At 54.5% G+C, this 19,767-nt stretch carries 20 protein-coding genes; 14 read left to right on the forward strand and 6 right to left on the reverse strand.

Annotation, left to right across the window (positions count from 1 at the left end; genetic code table 11):
- Positions 1-147: 147 nt before the first annotated feature.
- Positions 148-729 (forward strand): D-sedoheptulose 7-phosphate isomerase, encoded by a 582-nt coding sequence (gene lpcA, locus AC790_RS01890; RefSeq protein WP_007887152.1) that lies wholly within the window; start codon positions 148-150, stop codon positions 727-729.
- Between the two features lie 48 nt (positions 730-777).
- Complete coding sequence (locus tag AC790_RS01895) at positions 778-1,545, forward strand: class II glutamine amidotransferase (protein WP_007887151.1); 768 nt, start codon at positions 778-780, stop codon at positions 1,543-1,545.
- Here AC790_RS01895 and dpaA read toward each other — a convergent pair.
- Entirely contained in the window at positions 1,516-2,259 is a 744-nt protein-coding gene (dpaA, locus tag AC790_RS01900) for a peptidoglycan meso-diaminopimelic acid protein amidase (RefSeq protein ID WP_007887150.1), read from the reverse strand. The genes AC790_RS01895 and dpaA overlap by 30 nt on opposite strands.
- 312 nt (positions 2,260-2,571) lie before the next feature.
- On the opposite strand from dpaA, the gene AC790_RS01905 reads away from it, so the two are divergent.
- Both AC790_RS01905 and dinB read left to right on the forward strand, forming a co-directional pair.
- On the forward strand, positions 2,572-3,369 hold the full coding sequence (locus tag AC790_RS01905) for an FkbM family methyltransferase (protein WP_007887144.1): 798 nt from the start codon (positions 2,572-2,574) through the stop codon (positions 3,367-3,369).
- 90 nt (positions 3,370-3,459) lie between these two features.
- Positions 3,460-4,512, forward strand: a complete 1,053-nt coding sequence (dinB, locus tag AC790_RS01910; RefSeq protein WP_255351258.1) for a DNA polymerase IV — start codon at positions 3,460-3,462, stop codon at positions 4,510-4,512.
- A 334-nt stretch (positions 4,513-4,846) separates the two neighbouring features.
- Here the strand turns inward: dinB and AC790_RS01915 are convergent, their stop codons facing one another.
- The 4 genes from AC790_RS01915 to pepD form a co-directional block, all read right to left on the reverse strand.
- A complete protein-coding gene (locus tag AC790_RS01915; protein ID WP_049850761.1) occupies positions 4,847-5,917 on the reverse strand; it encodes a sugar ABC transporter substrate-binding protein in 1,071 nt (356 codons plus the stop codon).
- Positions 5,918-5,944: 27 nt separating this feature from the next.
- On the reverse strand, positions 5,945-6,943 hold the full coding sequence (locus AC790_RS01920; protein ID WP_049850762.1) for an ABC transporter permease: 999 nt from the start codon (positions 6,941-6,943) through the stop codon (positions 5,945-5,947).
- Complete coding sequence (locus AC790_RS01925) at positions 6,940-8,445, reverse strand: sugar ABC transporter ATP-binding protein (protein ID WP_049850763.1); 1,506 nt, start codon at positions 8,443-8,445, stop codon at positions 6,940-6,942. The genes AC790_RS01920 and AC790_RS01925 overlap by 4 nt, the downstream gene beginning before the upstream one ends.
- 325 nt (positions 8,446-8,770) lie before the next feature.
- Positions 8,771-10,231 carry a beta-Ala-His dipeptidase gene (gene pepD / locus AC790_RS01930; protein ID WP_049851200.1) on the reverse strand — a complete coding sequence of 487 codons (1,461 nt, stop codon included), beginning with the start codon at positions 10,229-10,231 and terminating at the stop codon, positions 8,771-8,773.
- A 255-nt stretch (positions 10,232-10,486) separates the two neighbouring features.
- Between pepD and gpt the strand changes: the two genes are divergently transcribed.
- The 3 genes from gpt (at position 10,487) to crl (ending at position 12,825) form a co-directional block, all read left to right on the forward strand.
- The gene (gene gpt / locus AC790_RS01935) at positions 10,487-10,945 is read left to right on the forward strand and encodes a xanthine phosphoribosyltransferase (protein ID WP_007887137.1); all 459 of its coding nucleotides are present in this window, start codon (positions 10,487-10,489) and stop codon (positions 10,943-10,945) included.
- Positions 10,946-11,066: 121 nt separating this feature from the next.
- Entirely contained in the window at positions 11,067-12,314 is a 1,248-nt protein-coding gene (frsA, locus tag AC790_RS01940; RefSeq protein ID WP_007887136.1) for an esterase FrsA, read from the forward strand.
- Between the two features lie 109 nt (positions 12,315-12,423).
- Positions 12,424-12,825 (forward strand): sigma factor-binding protein Crl, encoded by a 402-nt coding sequence (crl, locus tag AC790_RS01945; RefSeq protein WP_007887135.1) that lies wholly within the window; start codon positions 12,424-12,426, stop codon positions 12,823-12,825.
- 94 nt (positions 12,826-12,919) lie between these two features.
- Here the strand turns inward: crl and ompC are convergent, their stop codons facing one another.
- On the reverse strand, positions 12,920-14,038 hold the full coding sequence (gene ompC, locus AC790_RS01950; RefSeq protein WP_007887134.1) for a porin OmpC: 1,119 nt from the start codon (positions 14,036-14,038) through the stop codon (positions 12,920-12,922).
- A 246-nt stretch (positions 14,039-14,284) separates the two neighbouring features.
- On the opposite strand from ompC, the gene proB reads away from it, so the two are divergent.
- From proB to AC790_RS01985, 7 genes are all read left to right on the forward strand, one after another.
- Positions 14,285-15,388 (forward strand): glutamate 5-kinase, encoded by a 1,104-nt coding sequence (gene proB / locus AC790_RS01955; RefSeq protein WP_007887132.1) that lies wholly within the window; start codon positions 14,285-14,287, stop codon positions 15,386-15,388.
- A gap of 10 nt (positions 15,389-15,398) precedes the next feature.
- Positions 15,399-16,652 carry a glutamate-5-semialdehyde dehydrogenase gene (gene proA, locus AC790_RS01960; RefSeq protein WP_049850764.1) on the forward strand — a complete coding sequence of 418 codons (1,254 nt, stop codon included), beginning with the start codon at positions 15,399-15,401 and terminating at the stop codon, positions 16,650-16,652.
- Between the two features lie 353 nt (positions 16,653-17,005).
- Positions 17,006-17,737, forward strand: coding sequence for a S24 family peptidase (locus AC790_RS01965; RefSeq protein WP_007887129.1), 732 nt, complete (start codon positions 17,006-17,008; stop codon positions 17,735-17,737).
- 414 nt (positions 17,738-18,151) lie between these two features.
- On the forward strand, positions 18,152-18,430 hold the full coding sequence (locus AC790_RS01970) for a hypothetical protein (protein WP_007887128.1): 279 nt from the start codon (positions 18,152-18,154) through the stop codon (positions 18,428-18,430).
- Positions 18,431-18,619: 189 nt separating this feature from the next.
- The gene (locus tag AC790_RS01975; protein ID WP_007887127.1) at positions 18,620-19,087 is read left to right on the forward strand and encodes a hypothetical protein; all 468 of its coding nucleotides are present in this window, start codon (positions 18,620-18,622) and stop codon (positions 19,085-19,087) included.
- Positions 19,084-19,434 (forward strand): hypothetical protein, encoded by a 351-nt coding sequence (locus AC790_RS01980; RefSeq protein WP_007887126.1) that lies wholly within the window; start codon positions 19,084-19,086, stop codon positions 19,432-19,434. Before AC790_RS01975 ends, AC790_RS01980 begins: the two co-directional genes overlap by 4 nt.
- Positions 19,431-19,724 carry a hypothetical protein gene (locus AC790_RS01985; RefSeq protein WP_007887125.1) on the forward strand — a complete coding sequence of 98 codons (294 nt, stop codon included), beginning with the start codon at positions 19,431-19,433 and terminating at the stop codon, positions 19,722-19,724. The genes AC790_RS01980 and AC790_RS01985 overlap by 4 nt, the downstream gene beginning before the upstream one ends.
- Positions 19,725-19,767 lie beyond the last annotated feature (43 nt).

Genomic DNA, 19,767 nt, shown 5'->3' on the forward strand with positions numbered 1-19,767 from the left:
AACACATCTCACAAATTCATTGCGCGAACGGCAACAGCTGCCAAACTTCCTCAACAGGTCGCGCTTTTCCTGATGGCGGGCGCTTTGCGGCTTAGTCCCATTCCGTTAAACTTGCTGCGTCAATCTTTCCTCTAAAAGGACATCCCTATGTACCAGGACATTATTCGCTCAGAGCTCAATGAAGCAGCCGATACGCTCAACAACTTCCTGAGTGATGAAGCTAACATTCACGCGATTCAGCGCGCTGCGGTTCTGCTGGCCGACAGCTTTAAAGCGGGCGGCAAAGTGCTTTCCTGCGGTAACGGCGGCTCGCACTGCGATGCCATGCATTTTGCTGAAGAGCTGACTGGGCGCTACCGTGAAAACCGTCCTGGCTACCCGGCGATTGCCATTTCTGATGTCAGCCATCTCTCCTGCGTGAGCAACGATTTTGGCTACGATTACGTGTTCTCGCGCTATATCGAAGCGGTGGGTCGCGAAGGCGATGTGCTGCTGGGTCTGTCCACGTCAGGTAACTCTGCCAACATCATCAAAGCCGTTGAGGCCGCGCGCGCGAAGGGGATGAAAGTGATCACGCTGACCGGCAAAGATGGCGGCAAAATGGCGGGATCGGCGGATATCGAAATTCGTGTGCCACATTTTGGCTATGCCGACCGCATTCAGGAGATCCACATTAAAGTGATTCATATCCTGATGTTGCTGATCGAAAAAGAGATGGTTAAGTCATGATGTGTTCCTCTCGCCGCTGGCGAGGGGTGCTAACCTAAGGCGGTTGCTATGTGCGAATTGCTCGGGATGAGCGCCAATGTCCCAACGGACATCTGTTTCAGTTTTACGGGTCTGGTGCAGCGTGGCGGTGGAACCGGGCCGCACAAAGATGGCTGGGGCATTACCTTTTACGAAGGCAAAGGGTGTCGCACTTTCAAAGATCCGCAGCCAAGCTATAACTCTCCGATTGCCCGATTAGTGCAGGAATACCCGATCAAATCGCATTCGGTGGTGGCACATATTCGCCAGGCGAATCGCGGTGAAGTGTCGCTGGAAAATACCCATCCGTTCACGCGTGAACTGTGGGGCCGTAACTGGACATACGCGCACAACGGACAGCTTAAAGGGTATCGCCAGCTGGATACCGGGCCTTTTCGTCCCATCGGTGAAACCGACAGCGAAAAAGCCTTCTGCTGGATTCTGCATAAACTTACCGAGCGCTATCCGCGCACGCCGGGCAACTGGCCGGCAGTTTTCCGCTACATCGCCGAGCTGGCAGCAGAAATGCGTGAGAAGGGCGTGTTCAACATGCTGTTGTCGGATGGTCGCTATCTGATGGCGTTCTGTTCGACCAATCTCTACTGGATTACGCGTCGTGCACCATTTGGCAAAGCGACACTGCTCGATCAGGATGTGGAGATTGATTTTCAGCAGCAGACTACGCCGCAGGATGTGGTGACGGTGATTGCTACGCAACCGCTAACCGGTAATGAAACCTGGCACCGGATAGTGCCAGGCGAATGGGCATTATTTTGCCTGGGTGAGCGCCAGGAATGATTTCGAGGCAGCATCCGGTGTTGAAATCACCGGGGTGCTGTTCACCGCATATTGGCCGGTTGCCGTTACGTTAACCGTTGGCGGCACACGGTACTTCACAAAGTAGGCATAGCCCGGTTGCAGTTCACGCCAGAAGTTAATGTAGGTCGAATATTTATGACGCTGCATGTTGCTGTCTGTCATGCGGAACGGATAGATATTGACCTGAATCTCCTGCTGACCATTACGCAGCGCGGCGTTGGTAAAGGCGAAGATCTCATCCATCGATGCATCGGTCATCGCGTAGCAGCCAACTGACACGCAATCACCGTGAATCATTAAATAGTTACCGTCATAGCCTTTAGCGCGATCGTACTGGTTAGGAAAACCGGTATTAATGGCGCGATAGAAACGGCTATCTGGTTTTAACTGGTTCAGCTTAACGTTATAAAAGCCTTCGGGACTTTTGAAATCGCCCTGACGACGTTTCGGTCCTAAGCCGCCAGAGAAATTACAGATGCGATAGCTGTCCAGCAGACGATATTCATTACCGATTTTGCCGTACAGTTCCAGCGTACGCTCTTCCTTGAAAATCTGAATAAATACAGGTGTACCAATTAATTGTTTCTTTAACTCTTTGCTCACCGGAGCCAGCGGTTGCGCAGGCTCAGGGTTAATTGCCCAGCTAAGGACCGGCATAAGAATCATCGCAAGCAATAATGCGATTCTGCCCATTCTGTAGATACCTTGATGTGAAGAGAGATGATGACGCTAAGCGTCCGGGTATTGCATTATCGGAAATATCCGCTATCGCAGCGCAACATTAACATTGTCTGGCTTTTAATCAAGCCAGTGTCCGAGAAAATGGCGCGTTCCTAAAAGGAATACGACCAGAAATTTGTAAACTTTAATTTGTTGATCAGAAAGTTCGCTTTTTTTCTTGGTGATTAAAACGCCTTAATCCTGATGATAAACAAGACGCGTCCTGGCTGTTAACGGAATCAGTCTGCCTATACTGCGCCGGTCAATTTCATCAGGTAATAATCCATGGAACACTCCTCTCGCCCGTCCCTTTATCAGGTCGATAACCTGAGCTACATGTTGTCGTCCGGCCCGGATATGATTAATGCGCATTTACGCGGCGGTAAAGCCTGGGAGCCGACAACGCTGCAGATTTCTCAGCTGCTAATCGCAGGTATTGAGCGTCCGATATTGGTCGATGTGGGAGCCAATTTAGGCGCCTGGTCGGTGCCGATGGGCGATCATATCCGGGCGAAGGGCGGAAAGTTATATGCTTTCGAACCCCAGCGTCAGGTGTTTTATCAACTTTGCGCCAATCTGTTTAGCAATCAGCTGTTTCATTGTCATGCCATGCAGATGGCGATTGGCGACGTGAATGGTGAAATTGACGTACCGGTACTGGATATGCAAACCGAAGTGAACGTCGGTGCGCTGTCGCTGGATGCTGATATTCGCGCGCAACAGAAGATGCTCAGCACCGCCTTTACAGAGAGTGAATCGGTACGCATCGCGACCTTAGACAGTTTGCACTTACCGGCCGCACATCTCGTCAAAGTGGATGTGGAAGGGCTGGAGTTAGAAGTGCTGAAAGGTGCACGTCAGTGGCTGGAGAGCTCAGGCTATCCGGCGATTTTGTTTGAGGTGTGGGGCGACTATCTGCCGGCTCTGATCCCGAAACGCAATCGCCTGCTCAACCTGTTAAAACGTGCGCTGGGCTACGAAGTGGAAATGTTTGGCGAACTTGGCATCGCACAGCATCCGCAGAATAAACGCCTGGAGATTAAAAAAACCGATAAAGGCATGGAGATTCGTCGCCTGGTGTAATTGGGCGCGCTAACATCAGGGTACTTTTGCATCTGTACAAATATCCAGTATTATAAAGAGGTCTCGATTGAATCTGGGTTAGTTGCAAAAGTGAAAATCATTCATGTCGATATGGACTGCTTCTACGCGGCGGTGGAAATGCGCGATGATCCTTCATTGCGCGATATTCCCATCGCGATTGGTGGCAGCCGCGTACAGCGCGGCGTGATCAGTACGGCTAACTATCCCGCGCGCAAATATGGCGTGCGCAGCGCGATGCCCACCGGTATGGCGCTAAAACTCTGTCCACATCTGCGTTTATTGCCGGGCCGCTTCGATGCGTATAAAGAAGCATCACGCCAGATCCGCGACATCTTCTCGCGCTACACCGCGCTGATTGAACCCTTATCCCTTGATGAAGCCTATCTGGATGTGACCGACAGCCTGCATTGTCACGGCTCAGCAACATTAATGGCGCAGGCGATTCGGGCGGATATCCTGCGCGAAACCGGTTTGACCGCCTCGGCCGGCATTGCGCCGATTAAGTTTCTCGCCAAAATCGCTTCCGATCTCAACAAACCCAACGGGCAATATGTGATTACACCGGATGCCATGCCAGGTTTTTTACTGACGCTGCCGCTGAGCAAAATCCCCGGTGTTGGCAAAGTGGCGACGAAAAAGCTGGAAGAGATGGGTTTACGTACCTGCGCTGATGTCCAGCAGGCCGATCTGGCGCTGCTGCTGAAACGCTTTGGCAAATTTGGTCGTATCTTGTGGGAACGCAGTAACGGCATTGACGAACGCAATGTGGTGGTGGAGCGTGAGCGTAAATCGCTGGGCGTTGAGCGCACGCTTATGGAGGACATTCACAGCTGGGAGCAGTGTCTGGAGATTATTGACTTCCTCTATGCCGAATTAGATCGCCGCTTAACGGCAATCAAGCCGGATAAGCAGATCGCTCGCCAGGGAGTAAAGCTCAAGTTCAACGACTTTCAGCAGACTACGCAGGAACATGTCTGGCCGGTATTGAACAAAGACGACATGATCGCGGTAGCGCGTCAGGCATGGGATGATCGTCGGGCAGGGCGCGGAGTAAGGCTAGTGGGATTGCATGTCACTATGGTTGATCCGCAGCTGGAGCGGCAGCTGGTGTTAGGGTTGTGAGGTGATGGTGCGGCCTGGCCCTCACCCTAGCCCTCTCCCGCAAGCGGGCGAGGGAACCGATCCAGGTGTTATCAGAATACGTGTCCGACTGGCTAACCGCAGCACGCAGTTCCCTCTCACGCAAACGGGCGAGGGAACAGATTCAGGCTGCTATCAGAATGCGTGCCCAATTGGCAAACCGCAGCATACAGTCCCCTCTCACGCAAACGGGTGAGGGAACAGATTCAGGCTGCTATCAGAAGGCGTGCCCAATTGGCAAACCGCAGCATACAGTCCCCTCTCCCGCCTGCGGGAGAGGGCTAGGGTGAGGGGCCGCGGGCACTCACCCAAAACACTACTTCTTAGCGTACTTCGCTTCCAGCGTGGCAAACCACGGCGCGACGAAATCGCTGTTCTCGCCCCAGCCAGGGATAATCTTGTTCAGTGAAGCCACGTTAACCGCACCTTGCTGACTGTTCAGCTGCTGCTGCGAAATGGATGCGGCTTTAAACTCATAGCTTGCAGGCGTGGTTTCGCCGCCAATCTTGTTCGCTACCAGACGCATATTCACCGCGCCAATGGTTTTCGGGTCCACCGCCACGGTCTGCACCCAGGGGCTGTTTTTCTCGTGCATCAGCTGCAGATCCTGGTTGGATACGTCGATGCTATACAGCTTGATTTCAGTACGACCATTCTCCTGCAACGCTTTGTAGGCGCCCTGGCTAAATGCATCCCACGAACCCCAAATTGCATCAATCTTGCCTTTCGGGTACTTCGCCAGAATCGCGCCAATCTTGTTGGCGGTATCGCCCTGAACATCAGAGGAGACGGCGCCGATCGATTCCAGTTGATGAATGCCTGGGTTCTCTTTCAGCAACTTCTCATACACCACCTGACGACGATCCATCGCCGGGAAACCGGCCACCCACAATTTGACGATATTCGCTTTGCCATTGAAGTCTTTGATCAAACTGCCGAGTGATTCCTGCGCCAGCGAGGCGTCATTTTGCGCGGTTATGGTCACACCCTTCACTGGCGTATTTACCGGCGTATCAAACACCGACAGCTTAATACCGGCATCGGCGATGCGCTGCACTAGCCCGGTAGAGTAGGGATCTTTGCCATGCGACAGAATAATGCCGTCATATTTTTGGCTGATCGCCTGATTAACAAAATCCTGGAAACGCGCATCATCGCCGTTGCTTAAAAAAGTGCTGACCTTAAAGCCCAACTTGCGGCCCTGCTGAATTGCACCGGCCACAAACTGTGTGGTGTTGTCGTCGGAACCGAGGTTACGGATGATGGCAATGCGCACCGGGCCTTCGTGATTGGCGATGGCTGCGGGCACCGGCGTTGTGGTGTCGGCAAAGGCAGCGCTGACGTTCAGCAGGCTCACTGCCAGCAGCGAAAGGGTAATTTTTTTCATTATGCTCTCTTTCTGAATAACAGCGCCTTAGCGGCGCTGGATGTAAGTGATTGCCAGCGCCAGCGCCAGCACCAGTCCTTTAATAATGTCCATCGCGTAATAGGGCACCGACAGCATCACCAGCCCGTTCTGCAATACGCCGAGGATGACGGCGCCCACCAGAGTTCCTAACGCATTAGGTTTGCCTGAACCGGCCAGCGAGAAGCCAATCCACGCCGCGGCGACGGCGTCCATCAGGTAACCGCCGCCGGCATTCACCTGCGAAGAGCCGATGCGCGAAGCCAGCAGAATGCCGCCCAGCCCAGCCAGCAGCGATGAAAGCACATAGGCCAGCACGCGATAACGGGTGGTGCGGATGCCCGATAACCGCGCCGCTTCCGCATTACCGCCGAGCGCATACATGCGACGACCGTGCTTGGTTAGCGATAGCGCCAGCTGCGCCACTATCGTCACCACCAGCATAATAATCACGATGGTCGGCACCTGGCCGAGCAGGCCAAAAGCAGCGGGAATGGTGCCCTCGGCCATGTCACCGCTTGGCAGCACCATATTTTCCGTGATCGATCCGCCGAAGCTGTAGGTCATCGCCACGCCCTGAATCACAAATAGCGTGGCCAGTGTGGCGAGCATGTCGGGAATACGCAGAATCACAATCAAGAAGCTGTTGAATAATCCCACCAGCGTGCACAGCAGCAGCGTGATAATAATGGCTTCGGTGGTGCCAAAGCCGTGCCAGACGAAGAGCGAAATCACCAGCGCATTGGCCAGCGATGCCGTCGATCCGACTGACAGGTCAAAGCCGCCAATCGTCAGTGAAATCGATACGCCGATGGCGATTACCGTCACGATGGCAATCGAACGCAGGATGTTGATGATGTTGGTGGGCTCAAGGAAGCTGTCTGAGGCCAGACCAAACGCGGCAATTAGAATAACCACCGTCAGCAACATGCCCCATTTATAGAGGAAATCGAAGAGCTGGTGGCGCAGAGAAGGCTGCGGGGTTTGGGATAGTTCTTTGCTGCTCACGCAGGTGTTCCTCCGGTGGAATAAAGCAGAAGTGTCTCTTCTGTGGCGTCTATGCCCTCCATCTCTGCCACAATGCGCCCATCCCAGAGCACACAAATGCGATCGCATAAACCGACCAGTTCAGAAAACTCGCCCGAAGCATAAATGATGCCTTTCCCTTCACGCGCTAAGCCAGCGATCAGACTGAATAGCTCGGTTTTGGCTTTGATATCAACGCCCTTTGTGGGCTCATCAAAAATCAGTACATCGGCGTTGTTGCGCAGCCATTTGCCAATTGCCACCTTCTGCTGATTACCGCCGGACAGGCGACGCAGGGTTTGCGCCGGTCCGGTAGTGCGTACATTCAGGCGTTGAATCACCTCTTCGGCCCAGCGCCATGCCTTGCGATGACCGAACACGCTCCAGCGCGAAAAACTGTTATCAGCGCTGATACTGAGATTCATGCTGACGGGTTCATCGATGAAAATGCCCTCTTTGCGCCGCTCTTCCGGCACCAGCGCCATGCGGTTCTCGACTGAGTCGTGGGGTGAACGCGGTCGCCATGCTTTGCCGTGCAGTTCGCCTTTCTCAACGCGGCTTTTGCTGGCGCCAAACAGCGCTTTGCATAGTTCGGTTTTACCGGCACCGGCTAAACCCGCAATGCCGAGGATTTCGCCCTGGTGCAGCCGCAGCGAAATGTCCTGCAGTAACTGATCGTCGTGCAAGCCGTCAACCGACAGCAGCAGCGGTCGCGCCTCACGCGTGCGACGGGGCGGAAAGACATCGTTGAGCTGATGTCCCAGCATCTTCTCTACGATTTGCTCGCCGCTCAGCGCGGCCATCGGACAGCTTTCGATCAGGCGTCCGTCACGCAGCACCGTCAGGCGATCGCATATCGCTTTCAATTCGTGAATACGATGCGAGATAAACACTACGCCAATGCCGCTGGACTGTAAGCGACGCACCACGGCGAACAGGCGCTCGCTCTCGTGCTGATCGAGCGGAGCGGTAGGTTCATCAAGAATCAGAAAGCGGCAGTGGTGCGAGAGCGCGCGAGCCAGCAGAATTTGCTGCTTCTCCGCTAGCGTGCAGCGTTCAACCAGACGATTGACGTCAATGTTCACTTGCAGCTGCGCCAGCAAAGCACGCGCCTGGCGACGTATATCGCGCCAGTTATAGAGGTGCCCCGGCTCGGCTAAGCGATCGAGCAGAATGTTCTCCGCCACGCTAAGTTGCGGCACCAGCGCCACATCGACTTCCTGCTGGACCAGATGGATGCCCAGCTTTTTGGCATCACGCGGCGAGCGAATCATCACCGGTACGTCGTCCAGCAGAATCTCACCGCTGTACTGCGCATGCGCCCCAGCCAGCACCGCCATCAGCGTTGATTTTCCGGCGCCGTTGGCACCGGTTAAGGCATGTACCGAACCGCCTGCGGTGAGGAAATCGACCTGCGATAGCGCGGCGAAACCGCCAAAGGCGATGGAGATATTACGCATCTCCAGGCGGTTGATCGCAGTCATGAAGCCGGGCCTTTAATTATTTGAGTGGGAGGCATTTTTTCCTGAACCCTCACTCTGGGCAACAATCGAAAGGGCATAAGCTAGCACGAAATCTTCTTAGCCGTCCGGACATCTGGACATGATGGCGGCTAAAGCTGAAGAGCAGGAAAGAGTTGGAGGAATCATGAGGTGGGAAGCAAGATTGTCAGGGCAATATGCTGGGGAAGTCGATCGCCATAAAGGGCAACCCGACGCTATGCCTGCAAAGATTTTGTCGACTGTGCATTAATTTGCGTAAGGCATAAAAAAACCCGACCGAAGCCGGGTTGCTCGCGAAAGCGCAAACTTACGCTTTTTCTGGCATTACACTCAGCAGCGCAGTCAGCAGCTTCCAGTACAAACCGACGCTCTCGATGTGTACCTGCTCATCGGGCGAGTGCGGGCCGGTAATGGTGGGACCGATCGAAACCATATCCATTTCCGGGTACGGCTTCTTGAACAGACCACACTCCAGACCGGCGTGAATCACCTGAATGTTTGGCGTTTTGCCAAACAGCGCTTCGTAAGTTTTACGCGTCAGCGCCATTACTGGTGAGTCAGCATCGGGCTGCCAGCCTGGGTAGCCGCCCTTCGGTGCGCCTTGCGCGCCAGCAAGATCGGCCAACGAGGTCAGCACTTCAACCACCCAATCTTTACCGGTATCGATCAGCGAACGAATCAGGCAGATGATTTCGGCATTATTCTGATCCATGGTCACCACGCCGACGTTCAGCGAGGTTTCCACCACACCTTTAGCGACGTCGGAGTTACGGATCACGCCGTTTGGCGTGGCATTCAGCAGGTTCAGGAAACGATCACGGCTGTCAGTGCTTAACGCCTGGCCCTGGTGCGCCAGCGACTCGGTGACCACCGCGATGTGTTTCTCTTTAATGCCCAGCTCGTTCAGCAGCGTCGCCTGGAAATGTGCCGCAGCAGATTTCAGCGCATCCACTTGATGGCTGTCGATGGCCAGCGTCGCGAAGGCTTCGCGTGGAATGGCGTTGCGCAGCGTACCGCCGGTGAATTCGATCAAACGTACGTCGAATTCACGCGCGTGCAGCGCCAGGAAACGCGCCAGCAGCTTGTTGGCGTTGCCCAGACCGTGGTGAATGTCGGCACCGGAGTGACCGCCTTTCAGGCCTTTCAGCGTCAGCTTCAGGGTCTCATAGCCCGCCGGGACAGCTTCACGCGTCAGTGGCAGGGTGGTGATGAAGTCGATACCCCCGGCGCAACCCATGTAGATCTCGCCTTCCTCTTCGGAATCGGTGTTGATCAGAATGTCGGCCTGCAGCCAGTTCGGCTGTAAACCAAATGCACCGTCCATGCCGGACTCTTCAGTCATGGTCAGCAGCACTTCGACCGGACCGTGGATCAGGCTGTTATCAGCCAGTACCGCCAGCGCAGAAGCCATACCAATGCCGTTATCCGCGCCCAGCGTGGTGCCGCGCGCTTTCACCCATTCGCCATCAACGTAAGGCTGAATCGGATCTTTGGTGAAGTCGTGCACTGTGTCATTGTTCTTCTGCGGCACCATATCGAGGTGCGCCTGCAGCGCCACCGGCGTGCGATTTTCCATGCCAGCCGTAGCGGGTTTACGAATCAGGATGTTGCCAACCTGATCGCGCTCAACCCAAAAACCTTGCTCTTTTGCCCAGCCAACAACGTATTCGGCCAGGGCTTCTTCGTGGTAAGAAGGGTGCGGAATGGAACAGATTTTGGCAAAAATATCCCACAGCGGTTGGGGTGAAAGTTGCGACAATTCAGACACCATGCGTCTCCTGTGTCAGCGTGGCGGACATACCGCACGCACGCGGGTTTCCAGTAAAGATCGTCGTCAGAACATCTGACGTGATGGGCCTGAGAATATCACTGTTTCTCGCCGGGTGCGTAATCAGGCGCGCTAAAAACCTGCAACCAGTAAGACAGATGCTGGTTTTTAAGGCGTCAGATCCTTATAATCTCGCGCAACCTTTTCCCCCTTGCATATTTTTTAAGCCAAGTTTCTTGGCCGGGATTCCTTCATATGAGCGAAAAATACGTCGTAACCTGGGACATGTTGCAAATTCATGCCCGTAAACTGGCCCAGCGCCTGCTTCCTGTGGAACAGTGGAAAGGTATCATTGCGGTGAGCCGCGGTGGTCTGGTTCCGGCATCATTGCTGGCGCGCGAACTGGGTATTCGCTATGTCGATACCGTTTGCATCTCCAGCTACGATCACGACCATCAGCGCGAAATGAAAGTGCTGAAGCGTGCAGAAGGCGACGGTGAAGGCTTCATCGTGATTGACGATTTAGTGGATACCGGCGGCACCGCGCAGGCGATTCGCGATATGTATCCAAAAGCGCGTTTCTGTACCATCTTCGCCAAGCCAGCTGGCCGTGCGTTGGTAGACGACTATATTGTCGACATCCCGCAGAACACCTGGATCGAGCAGCCTTGGGACATGGGCGTGGTGTACATCCCGCCAATCGTCAAAAGCTAATTGATGCATCGCAAACAACGCCCGGTTATGCCGGGCGTTGTGCTTTCTGCGCCTCGCGCGCGTATGGCGGGTGCAGTACACTCTTAGCCATCGCCATGACGTTGGCAGGAGAATCACTAAGATGTCTGATAAAAACCTGAGCGAAGAACTCTTCAAACCCCGTTTCAAACACCCGGAAACCTCTTCATTAGTGCGCCGCCAGCATCACGCGGCGGTACAGGTGCATAACGCCCTCGAAGGTGACACCCAGCGCGGCTGGTACCGCATGCTGAATAAGCTGCTGTGGACGTGGCGTGGTCTGTCGCCACAGGAGATCAGCGAGGTGCTGGCGCGAATTGCCGTTAGCGATTTCGAGCGCACCAATGAAGCCCTGCTCGACACGGTGATCGGCTATCGCGGCGGCAACTGGAATTACGAGTGGTCGAAGCAGGCAGCGCTGTGGCAGCAGCAGGCGATGCAAAGCGAGAATCATGAAACCGCCGGTCAACATTGGCTGCACGCCGCCAATCTGTTCAGCCTTGCCGCCTATCCTTATATTAAGGGCGACGATCTGGCCGATCAGGCGCAGGTGCTGGCCAATCGCGCCTATGAGGAAGCCACGCAGCGCTTGCCGGGTGAACTGAAATCGCTGACCTTCCCGATAAGCGGTGGCGCGCCGGTGACCGGCTTCCTGCACATGCCAGCGCAGGCCGAAGCGCCGTATCCAACGGTGCTGCTGTGCGGCGGTCTCGACTCCTTGCAGAGCGATCACTATCGCCTATTCCACGATTATCTAGCGCCGCGCGGCATCGCTATGCTGACGCTGGATATGCCGTCGGTAGGGTTCAGCAGCAAATGGACGCTCAATCAAGATACCAGCCAGCTGCATCAGCAAGTGCTGCGCGAGCTGAGCAACGTGCCGTGGATCGATCATACGCGTGTGGCGCTGCTGGGTTATCGCTTCGGTGCCAATGTGGCGACACGTCTGGCTTATCTTGAGGTGCCGCGCCTGCGCGCCGTCGCCACGCTCGGCGCCATGGTGCACAGCGTGTTTGTTGATGCGCAGCAACAGCAGCAATTACCGGATATGTATATGGATATGCTGGCGAGCCGTCTCGGCATGTCATCCACCTCCGACAGCAATTTGCGCATCGAACTCAATCGCTACTCCTTGAAGGTGCAGGGTTTGCTGGGGCGCCGCACGCCAACGCCGATGCTGGCGGCGTACTGGCCGGATGATATTTTTGGCCCGCAAGAGGATGCGCAGCTGATTGCTAACTCATCCTCGCAGGGCAAGACGCTGGCGATTCCCGCCAAACCGGTGTTTGCCAGTTTTGACCAGGCGTTGAACCAAATTTGTGACTGGCTGGAAAAACAGTTGAAAAACTAACTGGCGAAAGCGTGAACCTCTGCTACTACTTATATCCGGGATTTTCCATTTTTAGTTTCATGGGAAGCTAAAAATGCATTTGATACGGTTTATTTGAGGGAGAGTTTGCATGACGTTACCGAGTGGTCACCCCCGTAGTCGCCTGCTTAAGCGCTTCACCGAATTGGGGCCGTATATTCGCGAGGGGAAATGTGAAGAGACGCGTTTCTTCTTTGATTGCCTGGCAGCCTGCGTCAACGTCAAGCCGGCACCGGAACTGCGTGAATTCTGGGGCTGGTGGATGACGCTGGAAGCCCATGAAGATCACTTTACCTATGAGTACCACTTCGGTCTGTTTGATAAAGCAGGTGATTGGGGCGCAGCAACCATCAAGGGCAAAGAGAACAATGCCAAAGTGGAAAGCACGCTGCGTAATTTCCATGAGCGCCTGAAAGCCATGCTGCATGAGCAGAAGCTGGATCTGAAACCGGCGGAAGGGTTTAAAGACGAGCCAGTAAAACTGAGCGCCTGATAAAACGTAGCGTGATTAAACAAGAAAGAGCCGGTGATGAGCCGGCTCTTTTTTTATAGACACAATTTATAGACACAACAAGGGTAATACGAAATCAGAACTGGTAAGTCAGACCAACGGCCACGATGTCATCGTTGTTGAGTGACAGACGGTTGTCGTCGCTCAGCTGGTTGATTTTGTAATCAACAAAGGTCGACATGTTTTTGTTGAAGTAGTAAGTCGCGCCCACATCGATGTATTTAACCAGGTCCGCATCGCCGATACCTTCGATGTCTTTGCCTTTGGTCTGAACGTAACCGATGGAAGGACGCAGGCCGAAGTCGAACTGATACTGAGCAACCAATTCAATGTTCTGCGCTTTGTTCGCTGCACCAGATACTGATGCGCCGGTAGCGGAATCCGTACCGCTGATTGGCGTCATGTTACGGGTTTCGGTGTAGATGGCCGCCAGGTAAACGCTGTTAGCATCATATTTGATGCCCGCGCCCCATGAATCGGCTTTATCACCGGAACCGTATGCACGCGCTTGCTGCTGGTTAGTACGATCGGAAGAGGTAAGGGCAGACATCAGGCTGATGCCGGTATCACCAAGGGTGTAGCCCAGAGACGCACCGTAACCGTCGCCGTTCTGGCGTGAGGTATCGGTCGCGCTACCGCGTGCGTTGGCGCTGGTCGAATCGTTTTTGCCCTGATATTGCAGCGCGAAGCGCAGGCCATCAACCAGACCAAAGAAGTTGTTGTTACGGTAGGTTGCCACGCCGGTCGCACGCGCGGTCATGAAGTTATCGGTACGCGCCGTACCGTCACCGCCAAACTCTGGGAACACGTCCGTCCAGGCCTCAACGTCGTACAGCACGCCGTAGTTACGACCGTAGTCGAATGAACCGTATTGACCAAATTTCAGGCCAGCAAAGCCCAAACGGGTTTTGTTGCCAGTGTTAGCGTCAGAACCTTCAGAGTTGTTGACGTTGTATTGATATTCCCACTGACCGTAACCGGTCATCAGGTCATTAATCTGCGTCTGGCCCTTGAAACCGATACGCACGTAAGATTTGTCGCCATCGCTTGACGCATTATCGCTGAAGTAGTGTTCAGCTTTAACACGGCCGTAGAAGTCCAGTTTATTACCGTCTTTGTTATAAACTTCTGCGGCGTTTGCGGTGGAAGCCAGTGCCAGCGCAGAAACAACCAATGCCAGTGTGCTTTTCTTCATTTTGCTATCAATCCCAATGAGTAAAATTTGTTGTACCCGTGAAAGGTTTTGTAAAACACGGGACTTTTTACCGGTTGGCGATGAAAGTTTTATGACAGTTTTTCGGTTTTCTTGTTAATCGCGAACTTTTGGTCTAGCGCATTGTCCGCGGATTTTTGTGCTTTTCCCCTTGCTGCTGTTGGATTCCTTGCTCACTCCTGATAAAACGTCCCTTCGCAGATTTTTTTCTTACATGGCAGGAAAAACATGAGTGGCAGTCAGACCCTTGTGGTCAAGTTGGGTACTAGCGTCCTCACCGGCGGTTCGCGTCGGTTGAATCGGGCGCACATGGTGGAGCTGGTTCGTCAGTGTGCACAACTGCACGCGGCGGGCCATCGCATTGTTATTGTGACCTCTGGCGCCATCGCCGCTGGACGCGAACACCTTGGTTACCCCGAACTGCCGCCTACCATCGCCTCAAAGCAGCTGCTGGCTGCGGTGGGGCAGAGCCGTTTGATCCAGCTGTGGGAACAACTTTTCTCGATTTACGGCATACATATTGGACAGATGCTGCTGACGCGCGCCGATATGGAAGATCGTGAACGCTTCCTCTACGCGCGTGACATGCTGCGTGCGCTGCTCGACAACCACATCGTGCCGGTGATTAACGAGAACGACGCGGTGGCGACCGCGGAGATTAAAGTCGGCGACAACGACAATCTGTCGGCGCTGGCCGCGATGCTCGGCGGTGCCGATAAACTGCTGCTGCTGACCGATCAGCAAGGGCTGTTCACCGCCGATCCACGCACGAATCCTGAAGCTGAATTGATCAGCGACGTGCACCAGATCGATGACGCGCTGCGTACCCTCGCCGGCGGCAGCGTTTCCGGCCTCGGCACCGGCGGCATGGCGACGAAACTGCAGGCGGCCGACGTCGCTTGCCGCGCCGGCATTGATGTGATTATCGCTGCGGGCAGCCGTCCCGACGTGATCAGTGACGTGCTGTATGGCAAACCGGTTGGCACGCGCTTCCATGCGCAGCAGTCGCCGCTGGAGAACCGCAAACGCTGGATCTTTGGCGCGCCGCCTGCCGGTGAAATCACCATTGATGATGGCGCGCTGGCCGCGATGCTCGAACGTGGCAGCTCGCTGCTGCCAAAAGGGATTCGTGAGGTGCAGGGCAATTTTTCGCGCGGTGAAGTGATCCGCATTCGCAATCTGCAAGGGCGAGATATCGCCCACGGCGTGACGCGTTACAATAGCGATGCCATGCGCATGATTGCCGGTCATCACAGCCAGGAAATTGGTGAGATCCTCGGTTACGAATATGGCCCGGTAGCGGTGCACCGTGACGACATGATCGTCAGTTAAGGAGCGGATGATGTTAGAAGAAATGGGTAAAGCGGCGCGCGCAGCGTCGTACAAGCTGGCGGAGCTCTCCACCGAACAGAAAAATCAGGTGCTGCTGACCATTGCCGATCGTCTGGAAGCGGAAAGCGCCGACATTCTGGCAGCCAACGAGCAGGATCTGGCCGATGCACGGCAAAACGGCATGAGCGCAGCGCTGCTCGATCGTTTGATGCTCAACCCGCAGCGCCTGAAAGGCATTGCCGATGATGTGCGTCAGGTGTGTCGTCTGGCCGATCCGGTTGGCCAGCTGATTGATGGCGGCGTGCTGGATAGCGGCCTGCGCATTGAGCGTCGTCGCGTGCCGCTCGGCGTTATTGGCGTGATTTATGAAGCGCGTCCCAATGTGACCGTCGATGTCGCGTCGCTGTGCCTGAAAACCGGCAATGCGGCCATCTTGCGTGGCGGCAAAGAGACCTATCGCACTAACGCGGCTACCGTGCGGGTGATCCAAAATGCCCTGATGCAGCACGGATTACCGGCGGGCGCGGTGCAGGCGATTGAAAACCCAGATCGCGAACTGGTTAATCAGCTACTGAAGCTTGATCGCTACGTCGACATGCTGATCCCGCGCGGCGGCGCAGGTTTGCACAAGCTGTGCCGTGAGAACTCGACTATTCCGGTCATCACCGGCGGCATCGGCGTGTGTCATCTCTATCTCGATGAAACCATGGAGACCGAGGCGGCGCTGGAGGTGATCGTCAATGCCAAGAAACAGCGGCCAAGCGCCTGTAACTCATTGGAAACGCTGCTGATTCATTGCGATCAGGCTGAGCGCTTTATCCCGGCATTCCTGCAGCGCATGGCGCAGGAGAAGATTGCGCTGCACGGCGACGAAAACGTGCTGGCGCTGCTGCAAAACGGTCCCGCTGATGTGGTGGCGGTGAAAGCAGAAAATTATGATGACGAATGGTTGTCGAACGATCTGAACGTCAAGCTGGTGGCCGATATTGATGCCGCCATTGCGCACATTCGTCAGCACGGCACGCAGCACTCCGACGGCATCCTGACGCGCAGCATTGGCAACGCCAATCGCTTCGTCAACCAGGTTGATTCATCTGCGGTATACGTTAATGCCAGCACCCGTTTCACCGACGGCGGTCAGTTCGGCCTCGGCGCCGAAGTGGCAGTCAGCACGCAGAAGCTGCACGCGCGTGGACCGATGGGACTTGAAGCGCTAACCACCTATAAATGGATTGGATGGGGCGACGATACGCTGCGTCGTTAATGTTCGCTCCTGCATGACAATGGGCACCGAAAACGGTGCCCATTTTTTTCGCTTTCGATCCAGTTATTCCAAGAGCTTTTTGATTTATTTCTGTCATCTATGGCGGGGTCGCTGCTTTTCACCCATTTTTTCCTTTAGATGCTGGTCTTACTGCTACAGAACAATCCTGAAAACCCCTGTCAGAACAAGCGATATGGTAATGATCACTGGTTTCGGCTTAACCGAAAGGGATAATGATTGTCCAGCTTCATTGATAAAAGCGGTTGGGTAGTAAACTGACGGTAATATAAAATGAACTGGTAGCAAAAATGAAAATAACATTCAGTCTTTTACTGAAGGCAGATTATTAACTGATGGTTAAAAAAGAAAGTACCAGACAAGCATTTACTGCCAGGCTGATTGCCGCGTGTGAGAGCGCGGGAATTGTCGGACACGGACGGAACAAACAGGTTGCGCTTGCTCTGCAAGAGAGGGGATGCAAGATCTCAACGCCGGGGGTTTGGAAATGGTTTAACGGACAATCAATTCCGGATGATAACAATTTGCTGGCGCTCAGCCAGTTATTAGACGTGCGCGTCGAGTGGCTGCAGTTTGGCATGGAAAAACCGGCTGCCTTGCTGACTCAGCGAAGCCTGGTTAACCCACAACATCTGTTTCGCGTGGAGAGTCTGGATATCGGACAACACGGCGTGCGCAGCAGCAGTACGCGTGATGAACTGGTGGAAACCATTCAAGCCATTGAATATGGGCTGGAAGAGGCGCGCGTACTGTTTAACGGCCGTCCGGCCGAAAATATTCGCCTCATCGCCCTCAACAGTGACTCGATGGCCGGCACCTTTGCACCGCGCGATCAGCTGTTTGTCGATATCAGCGTGCATCGCTTCGATGGCGATGGCATTTATCTGTTTACGCTTGACGATCAGCTCTATCTCAAACGCCTGCAGCTGCAGCACAAGAAGGTGGCGGTAATCTCCGATAACAAGCGCTATGAGACCTGGTATTTAACGCTGGAAGAAGCGAAGACGCTGCAGGTGGTGGCGCGGGTGATCATGAGCCAGGCGCGTGATTACCAAATTCTGGGCTGATCACAAAACGGCAGGTTGCGACAAAAAAATATTTTGGCTGAAATCATAAATTTAACTGATGGTAAATAAAAAATTAACCATTGGTGTTTGCCAATGCATTAGAACCTGTTAATAATTTGAGCATGGATGGACGACATACCTGCTCCCGGATGAGCCCGCTCTTAAACAATTGAGGCGCTGCACAAGCGCGATACATACCATCCAAAGTTAGTGAACTTTGGGATGGGGTGGATACGCACTTTGCAGCGTTGTCAGTTGCCCTCTGTTTTTCACTCTCCTCTACTTCACCCTGGCCGTTAACACTGCCGGGCGAGTTGACGTCGAGTATTTCCAGAGGAACAACCGACGCTTCGGTTTAAGCCGAATCGCCGTGCCTGCCACCCCATCGCCAAAGACTCATTCACAGGAGGAGTTATGGCGATCATCCAGTACGGAAAATCAGTATTCTCAGGCAATGCACGCACGCGCCGTCATCGGCGGCGCCAGTCCCTCAGTCGCCTTAAGCGCAGCATCGACAGCGCACTCGGCATCGAATATGAAAACGTCACCTTACGCACCGCTGAGCGCATCTGCCAGCGCCAGACGCAATCACGCGTCGACAGTGCGGTGTTAGCACCCACACGCGTCCAGCAGACGCAAGCGAGTTTCGATAACTGCTGTTTACCCCACGTTTATTTGTACGCCGTGCGCTAAGTCCTTCTCTCCCTTTCCCCAGTTTTAAGCGGAACGTTTCAATGGTGCTCACTGTTTAACCATTCTTGAGCGTTTCGCTTACCAAACAATGCGCTGAGATCGATAAACGATCAGCGAGATTTATGTGTTTTTGCCATTTTGCGCAGCCATTTTCAGACTATTGCGCCCGTTAAAGAGGAACCAACCACTATGAGCCAGATTATTGCCATCCTGAATTTCGAAGAGGGTTATCGCGAAGCGCCTTACCTCGACACGCTGGGCTTTCCAACGGTCGCTGGCGGTATTCGCATCGGCCCAAAAGGCGCATCGCTGAGCAATTACATTTTCCAGGTGCCAAGACCGGTGGGGGATGTATGGAAGCAATGCATCGTCGAGGGCAAAGTGCTGCAGATGCATCAGCGCGCGCTGGTGCAACAGGCGCTTGCCAAGTGCAACGAGGCGCGTAGCGATGTGCTGATCAGCATGGGGTATCAACTCGGTGTGGATGGCCTCGCGATGTTTCGCGGCATGCTCACCTCCATCACGCAAGGCGACTTTGATGCCGCCGCCAATGCCATGCTCGACAGCCTGTGGGCGCGGCAGACATCCGGCCGTGCACGGCGCCATGCCGAAGTGATGCGCAGCGGCACCTATGACATTTATCGGGGGCTGCTATGAATCTGAAACTGCTGATTTTTGTTACTGCGGTGCTGGCGGTGATTGTCGTGGTGATGGTGATGCAGCGCTTCACCACGCTGGAGTTCGTCAAGCATGCGCGGCTGTTATTCAAAACCTGGTCGGTGTGGCTGGCGTCACTCGGTTCGATGCTCAGCGCGTGGGTGCAATCTTTTCCCAGTGCTGCGCTCGATGCGTGGAACAGCATGCCGCCAGATGTGAAAGCGATTCTGCCGCACAACTATCTCGGTTTGATTGGCGCCTTCATGGTGGCGATGGGCGTGATTGCGCAATTCGTTCGCCAGAAAGGTCTCAACCAGCAGAAAACAGCGATGGAGGAAAAAGCATGACATTTCTCATGGCAATGCTCGGCGGCAGCTGGCACTGGCTCGCCGCACTGGCGGGCGTGATTGCCGCGCTGGCTGCCAGTTATTTCGGCGGTAAGAAAATCGGCAAGGTGCAACAACAATCCCAATCCGCCGTGGAAAACGCCGACAAAGCGGCAGCCCAGGCGGTGGCAGTTAATCAGCAGCAGCAACAGCTGCGCGAGGAGGCCAAACGTGTGGAAGCCAGCAATCTTAATCTTGATGACGCTGCTGCTCGCGACAAGCTGCAGCAATCGAAATACCACCAGCCCTGAAGCCCCTGTCGTCATCGACTCTGCCTGTACCCTTTTTTCCCCG

Origin of the sequence: Pantoea sp. RIT-PI-b, from assembly GCF_001187905.1 — a bacterium.
Lineage (GTDB): Bacteria > Pseudomonadota > Gammaproteobacteria > Enterobacterales > Enterobacteriaceae > Pantoea > Pantoea nemavictus.